This window comes from Pararoseomonas baculiformis, from assembly GCF_017813395.1.
Taxonomy (GTDB): Bacteria; Pseudomonadota; Alphaproteobacteria; order Acetobacterales; family Acetobacteraceae; genus Roseomonas; species Roseomonas baculiformis.
This window is the reverse complement of record NZ_JAGIZB010000061.1, coordinates 1-8,384: the sequence shown is the minus strand read 5'-3', so window position 1 is coordinate 8,384 and position 8,384 is coordinate 1. Positions and strand designations below refer to the sequence as shown.

The 8,384-nt window shown below is 68.1% G+C and carries 8 protein-coding genes and 2 pseudogenes; 6 read left to right on the top strand and 4 right to left on the bottom strand.

The annotated features are described in order from the left end of the window. Nucleotides 1–363 (top strand): CoA transferase (locus tag J8J14_RS24085; RefSeq protein WP_209382078.1); only part of this gene is annotated, 363 nt, incomplete at its 5' end. 130 nt (nt 364–493) lie between these two features. Here the strand turns inward: J8J14_RS24085 and J8J14_RS24080 are convergent. Both J8J14_RS24080 and J8J14_RS24075 read right to left on the bottom strand, forming a co-directional pair. Further along, a complete protein-coding gene (locus J8J14_RS24080; protein ID WP_209382077.1) occupies nt 494–736 on the bottom strand; it encodes a hypothetical protein in 243 nt (80 codons plus the stop codon). A 1,811-nt stretch (nt 737–2,547) separates the two neighbouring features. Further along, a complete protein-coding gene (locus J8J14_RS24075; protein ID WP_209382076.1) occupies nt 2,548–2,781 on the bottom strand; it encodes a hypothetical protein in 234 nt (77 codons plus the stop codon). Nucleotides 2,782–2,928: 147 nt separating this feature from the next. On the opposite strand from J8J14_RS24075, the gene J8J14_RS24070 reads away from it, so the two are divergent. After that, a complete protein-coding gene (locus J8J14_RS24070) occupies nt 2,929–4,479 on the top strand; it encodes a winged helix-turn-helix domain-containing protein (protein WP_209382075.1) in 1,551 nt (516 codons plus the stop codon). Between the two features lie 349 nt (nt 4,480–4,828). On the opposite strand, the pseudogene tnpC reads toward J8J14_RS24070, so the two are convergent. Then, nucleotides 4,829–6,424: pseudogene (gene tnpC / locus J8J14_RS24065) on the bottom strand (IS66 family transposase). Nucleotides 6,425–6,486: 62 nt separating this feature from the next. Further along, the gene (tnpB, locus tag J8J14_RS24060) at nt 6,487–6,705 is read right to left on the bottom strand and encodes an IS66 family insertion sequence element accessory protein TnpB (RefSeq protein ID WP_209382074.1); all 219 of its coding nucleotides are present in this window, start codon (nt 6,703–6,705) and stop codon (nt 6,487–6,489) included. Between the two features lie 5 nt (nt 6,706–6,710). Between tnpB and J8J14_RS25860 the strand changes: the two are divergent. The 4 genes and pseudogenes from J8J14_RS25860 to J8J14_RS25270 all read left to right on the top strand — a co-directional run. Next, a pseudogene (locus J8J14_RS25860) lies at nt 6,711–6,851 on the top strand (DUF5372 family protein); the annotation flags it as partial. A gap of 154 nt (nt 6,852–7,005) precedes the next feature. Next, entirely contained in the window at nt 7,006–7,185 is a 180-nt protein-coding gene (locus J8J14_RS25280; protein WP_245216136.1) for a hypothetical protein, read from the top strand. Then, a complete protein-coding gene (locus J8J14_RS25275) occupies nt 7,163–7,891 on the top strand; it encodes a recombinase family protein (protein ID WP_245216135.1) in 729 nt (242 codons plus the stop codon). Before J8J14_RS25280 ends, J8J14_RS25275 begins: the two co-directional genes overlap by 23 nt. Before the next feature lie 3 nt (nt 7,892–7,894). Beyond that, nucleotides 7,895–8,384: recombinase zinc beta ribbon domain-containing protein (locus J8J14_RS25270; RefSeq protein WP_245216137.1), on the top strand; the 490-nt coding region annotated here is incomplete at its 3' end.

Sequence of the window (8,384 nt, the reverse complement as noted above, 5' to 3'; positions counted from 1 at the left end):
GCGGGCCAGCCGAAGCTCGTCTTTGCGCCGGTCTGCGACTACACGACCGGCTATCTCGCCACCTATGGCGCCCTGCTCGCCCTGGCCCGCCGCGCTCGGGAGGGCGGGAGCTGGGCGGTGCACGCCTCTCTCTGCGGATCCGCCATGCTCCTTCAGCGCCAGGGTCTGCTGCAGGACTTCTCGTCCGCGCCGGAGGTCCTCGCCGAGGATCGACTCGCGCCGCTGCAGGTCCGGGAAGAGGGTGTCTATGGCGACCTCCTGACCCTTGGCCCGGTGCTCCGCATGTCGCAGACACCACCCCGCTGGCACAGCCCAACGCCGCGCCTCGGAGGCGACGCGCCGGTCTGGCTGCCACGGGCGTAGGCCTTGTGCAGGCGGCGGCTCAAGCCTGATGAGCCGTAACTGGTCACCCCTGCACTGGACAACCCACTGGATGGATCGGCAGCCTTGAGGCCGGCCTTCCAGCCCAAGTGCCCTCGGCGAAGCGCTAGAATCAGGCTGGGCATCGCATCGTGACGCCGCCCGGGGCGTTGACGCTGCTGTTCCGGGACATCCCCGCAATTGGCCGAACGGCGTTGGCCGAGGTGACGCAGAACAGGCTTCCTTCGGAGTTCGGCAGGACCCCGGCGATGGCAGAGTTCAACGTCGTGATGCGGGCATGGGCGACGGCACCACCGAGGGCGATGCCACCAGCAATGAAACCGGCGGCGAAGATTGCAACGGGGGATGCGGGCATTCGGGTCCTCTCCTGGGGAGGGAACTATGCCGGGCCCGTAGCGAAACCCGCAATGCGATGCTGCCTGCCGTGAGGATAGGCTGTGCCTATCAAAGCGGCCAAGTCACTGCATAGCCGCCGCTCGCTCAATGTGTTCCATGCTGCTCACACAAGAACCCAGTGAATTCAGGCTGAACCTGTCTCTCTCACCGGCCATTCAGGCACGATAAACCCTCAGCAGCGCGTGTACCGGGTAGGGCAGGGGCGCCTGCCATGATGCACAGCTTCTCCCCCCCGACCTTGGTCTCCCCTACACCTGAACTGCAGGCCCACTCTACAGCGAGGTTGTTGGACACCACGCCGCATGAGGTGCGGTCAAAGACGCCGAGGGAAAGGGGCAACGGCAAGTTGACGAGCAGTGGCCGGAATGGTGGGCCGGCGTGTGAGAGGCAGGGTGTACGGTCGCGCCGAAGGGCCAACGAACAGTCTCTCCCATCGGAGCGGAAGGGCTGATAGCGTTCCGGCCTCAAGGGGGAGGTCGCACATGCAAACAGCCTTCGATAGTCTCGGCAAAAGGCGGCAAGAGCTACAGCCGGGCATGCTCTTGGCCGTCGGCATGCTCGGGGCCAACCTCGTGAAATCGGGCATCCGCCCGCTGCCCCGCCAGGAGGCCCACCAGTCTCTAATGAGCTTTGGGCTTCTGGCGCTTGTGAGCTGCGGTGTCATCTGTGGCTACATGCTGAGCTAGCCCCGAACTCGCCCTGCGAAGAGGGCAGGCTTGGCACAAGTTCTGGGATAGCCGAAAGGTTCGAGAACATCAGGCCGATGAGGAGGGGTCTATGCACCGGCCAGGCCGGAGCGGCTCGTTCGCAGAAGCGGCGGGGCCGACAGCCTGGACGGTGCCGAACGGGGAAGGCGGGGCAAGGACAGCCCCTGTGCCGAATGGCTGTTCCGCGTCGCTCCGAAGCGCTGCTACTGCCAAAAGGAGCTTGGAAGTAGCCAGAACCAACTCGACCAGCAGATCCTCCTGGTCTGGGTTTACCTCCTGGGAAGGAGCCGGTTGCGCATTGGGCTGCATGGAGCCCTCCATCCGCTGAGCTGCCCAGGTAGCCACGCAAGACGTTGCAAGAACAGAAGAATCGTGCGGCGTCGCGGTAGATGGCGCAGATATAATGTTCAGCCGCGTACGCAGCACCGAGCACCTCGGTGCATCCCTGGCGCGAGGGCCTGGGACTGTGCTGGTTCGGACCTGAGGAGGGAGCTTCTGGTTTTCGGGATGCCGCAAGGCGGGGATGCAGCGCCCCCGACGGTCAGCCGCGCCTCAGAGCAGGGGAGGCCACGGTGTCAGAGTGCTGCAGGTTGCGCTGCATATTTATTCGAAAAGTCATTCCGGCTTCGGGCATTATTGTTCTATACTGCGTGAGACCCGGGCCAGCTTGGGCCGGATAGGAGCCGCTGCCAGACCTGGGCCTTGCCCTTGCTCGGTGGCGGTTCTTCGTTTTTGGGCCAGCATCGGCGGACGCGCGGGTCGCGTCCCATAGTGGTCTCTTCTGTGGGTGCTCAGCCGAAACGCCAGCAAACTCGGGCCAAACCAGCATCTCTGGCGCGGCACCTAGGCGCGATAATCCTCTACTGGCTAGCGTGGAGGATGGGGCAGGGGCGCTTCCCACAATCGCTGGCTCTCTCGGGTGCGGAGCCTTCTGGGGCAGCCACTTGCTTGAGAATGGCTAGATCCTCGGCCACGCGCGTAACTTAGCCCTCCGCTTTGTGGGGCCGGACTCTGGGCACACGCGGCGCGACGGGAATCTGAACTGCGCCGGCCGGATCCCCTGTCAGCGCGAGATCAGCCCCCCCGCACCCCAGACGCGGTCCTCATGCGTCGGGCCGGGAGGCAGCCTGAGATCGCGGTTGAGGCGGTCCGCAAGATACAGCGCCGCTGCTTCTTCCGCCTTCTGCTGCCGGCGGGTGTTCATCCGCGCCAGCCAGCCCGCGAGCCGCCCGCGCCAGTCGCTACGCACCGGCGCCGCCGGAGCCAGGGTGGGGGAGAAGGCATTGGTCGCGCTCATTGTCGGCTCCTTCGTCCGAGGCCCGGCGAAGCGTCGGGCACGGCTGGAGCATCGCCCGTACGACCGCGAGGCGTCCTGAATCACGGCTGACCTACCACCGATGGTTTGTTTATGATCGGCCGAAGTTCCGATCGGATGGCGGGGCGCATGGCGGACAAGGCGGAAGGGGAGGTGCTGTGCTTCGCAGGCGTCACGCTCGACCTCGGCCGCGGCAGCCTGCGCAATGCAGCCGGCACCGAAGTGCCCCTGGCCCCGAAACCGTTTGACCTGCTGCGTACGCTAGCCCGTGAGGCCGGGCGGATTGTGACCAAGGACGCGCTGCTGGATGCCGTCTGGCCTGGCGTGCATGTGGCGGAAGACAGCCTGTTCCAGGCAGTGCGCGAGGCACGGCGCGCCATCGGCGACGAGGAGGGGCGTGTGCTGCGCTCCGTGCCGCGTCGTGGCTACATGCTCGACACCGTAGTCACCGCCGCACCGCCTGCGTCGATGCCGCTCGCCCCGCCGGAGGACCGCGCCTCCCTCGTCGTGTTGCCCTTCGCCAATATATCGGGCGACCCTGAGCAAGAGTATTTCGCTGATGGCATGGTGGAGGAGATCACTGCCGCCCTCGGGCGCATCCGCTCGTTCTTCGTCATCGCCCGCAACTCCGCCTTCACGTACAAGGGCCGCGCGGTCGATGTGCGCGAGGTCGGGCGCGACCTCGGCGTGCGCTACGTGCTGGATGGCAGCGTGCGGAAGGCTGGCGGGCGGGTGCGCATCACCTGTCAGCTCGCCGAGACCGAGACCGGACGGCAGCTCTGGTCGGAGCGCTTCGACGCCGCGCTCGACGACGTGTTCGAGCTGCAGGACCGCGTGACGGAAGCGGTGGCCGGGGCGCTGGAACCGAACCTGGAGGCGGCAGAGCTCCGCCGCTCCACCGCCAAGCCGACGCAGGATCTCAGTGCGCATGACTACTATCTTCGAGGCATGGCAGCCTTCCACGAAGGCACCTTGGAAGGGTTTGTCGCGGCAGGGGCGCTGTTCGAAAGGGCCACCGAACTCGATCCTGGCTACGGTGTCGCCTACGGTATGGCGGCTTTCTGCCTGGCGCTGCGCAGGAGCAGCGCCGAGCTGGGCAGCGCCGATGTGGCGAAAGGCAGGCGCCTGGCGGAGCTTGCGGCGAAAACCGGCAGGGATGATGCCGCGGCCCTGGCCAGCGCAGCGTTCGCGCTGTGCTACCTTTGCATGGACCCGGAGGGCGGCGCCGCGCTGGCGGAAGCAGCCTGCCAGATAAACCCTAACTCGTCCCAGGCCTGGAGTTCGGCGGGCTTGGCTCATGTGTTGCTCGGCCATGCCGAACTGGCGATCACGGACATTCACCACGCCTTGCGGCTGAACCCGCGCGATCGCCAGCGCTATGTCCATTTCGTGTTTCTCGCCACTGCGTTTTGCCAGGCGGGCCGCTTCGACGATGCCATCGCCGCTGCCGAGCGTGCCGTGCAGGAGCAGCCGCAATTTCCGAACTGCTTCCGGACATTGGCCGTGGCCTATGCGTTCGCCGGCCGGGTGGAGGAGGCACGGCGCGCCATGGCGGAGATGCTGCGGCTCGCACCCACAGCTACGCTCTCACGCATATCGGCGTTCTTTCTCCCCTACCGGAACCTGGAATTCGCAGCGCGGGTTAAGGAGGCCTACCGTCGAGCCGGCATGCCCGAATGAGCAATCTCGGCTTCAGAAGGGGCAGGCACGCAACATAGCCGGTTCCGCAGGAATGTTTCGTCCTAATTCGCTGTGCATGATGGGCCACGTTGTTACGGCATTGGCGCCTGCGGAGTTGCGACGAACCGCCCCGGGGCGACAGCGACTGCGAAGAAAAGTTAGCTTCGACAGCTCGCGCATTTCGTAACGGGCAGACCGCTTTGAACCAGAGCACGCCATAGCGGGCGAGCCCAGGTGGGACACTGGCGTGGCTGTTGTTCGGGAGGGAGGCGGGCAGCTTGGCGCGTGAGCCGTATAGCAGCGTCCGGCCTTCTCAGCGTACCCATCCGGCGAGGGCCGCGGTTGACGTTCAGGCGGCGGTTGGCAGCGCCGTGGCCCTGGGTGTCCAGTTCCACGGCAGGAGCTGATCGAGCCTTGAGGCAGGGTGGTCGGCGATGCGGGCGAGGACGTCAGCGAGCCACGCCCTGGGGTCGACGTCGTTCAGCTTCGCCGTGGTGATGAGGGAGAGCATGACCGCGGCCCGCTCGCCGCCCCGGTCGGAGCCCGCGAACAGCCAGGCTTTCCGCCCGAGAGCGATGCCGCGGAGCGCACGTTCGGCGGCGTTGTTCGTGAGGCAGATCCGGCCGTCGCCGAGGAATTGGGTGAACGCCTTCCAGCGCGTGAGGGCGTAGTCCAACGCTTTGGCGAGGTCGTTGTGGCGAGACAGCCTGGCCCTGGTCTCCAGCATCCAGGCGTGGAGGTCGGCGACGAGCGGGGCAACGACCGTTCGGCGGTGCTGCAGGCGGTCGGATGCCGGGCTCCCGTTCACCGCCCGCTCAGCCTCGAACACCCCGTCGATGCGCCGCACGGCTTCGGCCGCGAGTGGCGCCCGGGCGACCTCGGCCAGCTCGAACGCCTTCCGACAGAAATGCGCCCAGCAGGCGGCCTCGGTGATCGGCCCGGGCTTGCGGTCGGGCCGGTAGAGCTCGCCGAACCCGGCATAGGCGTCCGCCTGCAGGATCCCGGCGTAGGAGGCCAGGTGGCGCCTGGGGTGCTCGGCCGTGCGGTCGCGGGAGAACTGGAACAGGGCGGCCGGTGGGGCTGGCCCGGCAAAGGGCCGGTCGTCCCGCACGTAGGTCCAGAGGCGGGCCGTGACGGTCTTGCCGCGGGCGAGCAGGGGCACGGTGGTGTCGTCCCCGTGCAGGCGCTCCGCGGCCAGGACATGGGCCGCGATGAGGGCGTGGAGCGGCGAGAGCACGGCCGTTGCCGTGCCGACCCAGTCGGCCAGGGTAGAGACGCTCAGCTCCACCCCCTCCTAGGCAAAGGTCTCGCTCTGCCGGTTCAGCGGCAGGTGCTGGCCGAACTTGGCCTCCAGGATCATGGCCAGCAGGTTCGGCCCGGCTCGGCCCCGGGCGATGGGGTGGAACGGCGCGGGCGGCTCGGTGATGGTCTCGCAGGCCCGGCATGAGAACCGCTCCCGCACCGTCTGGACCACCTTCCAGCTGCGAGGCACCGCCTCCAGGGTTTCGGTGATGTCCTCGCCGAGCTTGGACAGCCTGCCGCCGCAGCAGGGACAAGCGAAAGGCGAAGACACCACCACCCGCTCGCGTGGCAGGTGGGCGGGCAGAGGGCCACGGACCGGCTTGCGCAGCGGTCGCGCCCCGGGGCACTCCCCACCCTGGCCCTCAGCCCGTGTGGCGTCCTCGGCAACCGTGGCGACGAGGTCGCCGAGCTCCAGTTCCAGCTGGTCGATGAGCTTGCGGCCGCGCTCGGAGGAGGCGCCGAACTTGTCGTGGCGCAGCTTGGCGATGACGAGTTTGAGGTGCGCGATCATCGCCTCCGCGCCAGTTGCGCGGGCCTCTGCCCCAACCGCGCGCGCCTCGGCCGCGATGCGGGCCTCGCGCTCCGCAGCCAGCGCTGCGCGGAGCGCCTCGACGTCGTCGGAGTGGTCCGGCGGGATCGTCATGCCGGAAGTGAATCAGACACCGGGACCTGCCGCCAGCACAATCGCCCGGGCGCCGGTCCGGATCAGCCCGCGATCTGCGGCCTGTAGGTGTGCTGCGGGTTCCGCCAGTCGATCCCGTCCAGCATGTAAGCCAGCTGGGCCGAGGAAATGGACACAGTGCCGTCGGTGGCCGCGGGCCATAGAAAGCGTCCCCGCTCCAGCCGCTTGGCATAGAGCGACATGCCGAGCCCGTCGTGCCAGAGGATCTTGATCAGGTCGCCACACCGAACCTCATTCGGCATATCGAATCGCGACGGCGCGGGTCGAGTACCCGTGGCACCCGCTCCGGGGGCAGAGCCTGCGCGTTGTGCAGCGGCTCACGAAGGGTGGGCTCGACATTCTCTGGCTTGAGGAACAGCCGGGGCGGAGCCGCGTGGTGCCGGCGTGGATGTGCGACGCGGCGGCCTGTCTTGGCATGGAGGAGCTCGGCCCTCCCCGGATAGACGTGGAGGCGCTGAGCCGCCTCACGGTTCTCCTCTCGACGGCGAGCGAGTGGTCTGGAGGTGCATCGTCGCGGGCCTTGCCCGTGCAGGAGGCCTCCGATGCCGAGTCGTCCGCCGCCGAGATCGCAGCTCGCGCTCGACCTCGCCCCCCGTCCTCCGTTGCTAGCCCCGGTGATCCCCCCAGGGGCGGTGCCGGCCCTGGCCGAGCTGCTGCTCGCGGCGCTCGGCCGGACACCCGAGGCGGGAGGCGGCCGCGATGAGCCACAAGATCACCGCTGACCACCTCGCCCGGGGTGCCGCCGTCTATGTGCGGCAGTCCACGATGGCGCAGGTGGTGGGGAACACGGAGAGCAAGCGCCGCCAGTACGGGCTCGCCGACCAGGCGCGGGCAGCGGGCTTTGCGTCGGTTACCGTTATCGACGAGGACCTGGGCCGGTCGGGTTCCGGCGTGGCCGAGCGCCCAGGGTTCGCCAGGCTCGTCGCAACCGTCCTGGCCGGCGAGGTCGGCGCAGTCTACTGCATCGAGGCCTCCCGGCTCGCGCGGAATGGCCGCGACTGGCACCACCTGATCGACCTCTGCGCGCTCGCCGGGACGCTGGTGATCGACCCGGATGGCGCCTACGATCCCCGTCTCGTCAACGATCGGCTCCTGCTGGGGCTCAAGGGGACGATGTCCGAGTACGAGCTGTCTCTGCTACGTCAGCGCGGGATCGAGGCACGCGACGGCAAGGCCCGGCGCGGGGCGCTACGGTTCACCCTACCGCCCGGTTACGTCTGGAGCGAGGACGGACGGATTGAGATCGACCCGGACGAGCGGGTCTCGGGTGCGATCCGGATGGTGTTCGCGAAGTACCGCGAGCTCGGCAGCGCGCGGCAGCTGTTTCTGTGGGCCCGCGGGGCGGGGCTCCTCCTGCCGGTCGTACAGCGCAACCTGGCGGTCTGCCGGATCACCTGGCGGGTCCCAGCCTACCACACGGTCGTGTAGGTCCTGCACAACCCCATCTACGCCGGCGCCTATGCATTTGCGCGCCGGGGCAGCCGGGTCCGGGTCGAGAACGGCCGGGCGCGCAAGACGAGCGGGCATGACCGGCCGATGGAGCAGTGGGGCGCGCTGATCCGCGACAACTACGAGGGCTACATCTCCTGGTCGGAGTTCGAGGAGAACCAGCGCCTGTTCGGCGAGAACGCTCACATGCAGAAGCGCGTGTCGCGCAAGGCCGCGCGCGGCGGCCGCGCCCTCCTGACGGGGCTTGTCCGCTGCGGGCGCTGCGGACGCATGATGCGGGTGTTCTACGGTTCAGGATCTGGCCACGCCCACCGTTACCAGTGCCGGGGCGACGACGCCCACGTCGGGGCAGGCCTTTGCATCGGCATCGGCGGTGTGCGGGTAGACCAAGCCGTCACGGCGCTGATGCTCGAGGCCGTCTCGGGGCACGCCGTCGAGGCGGCAATGCTGGCTGTGGAGAAGGTCGCGGCAG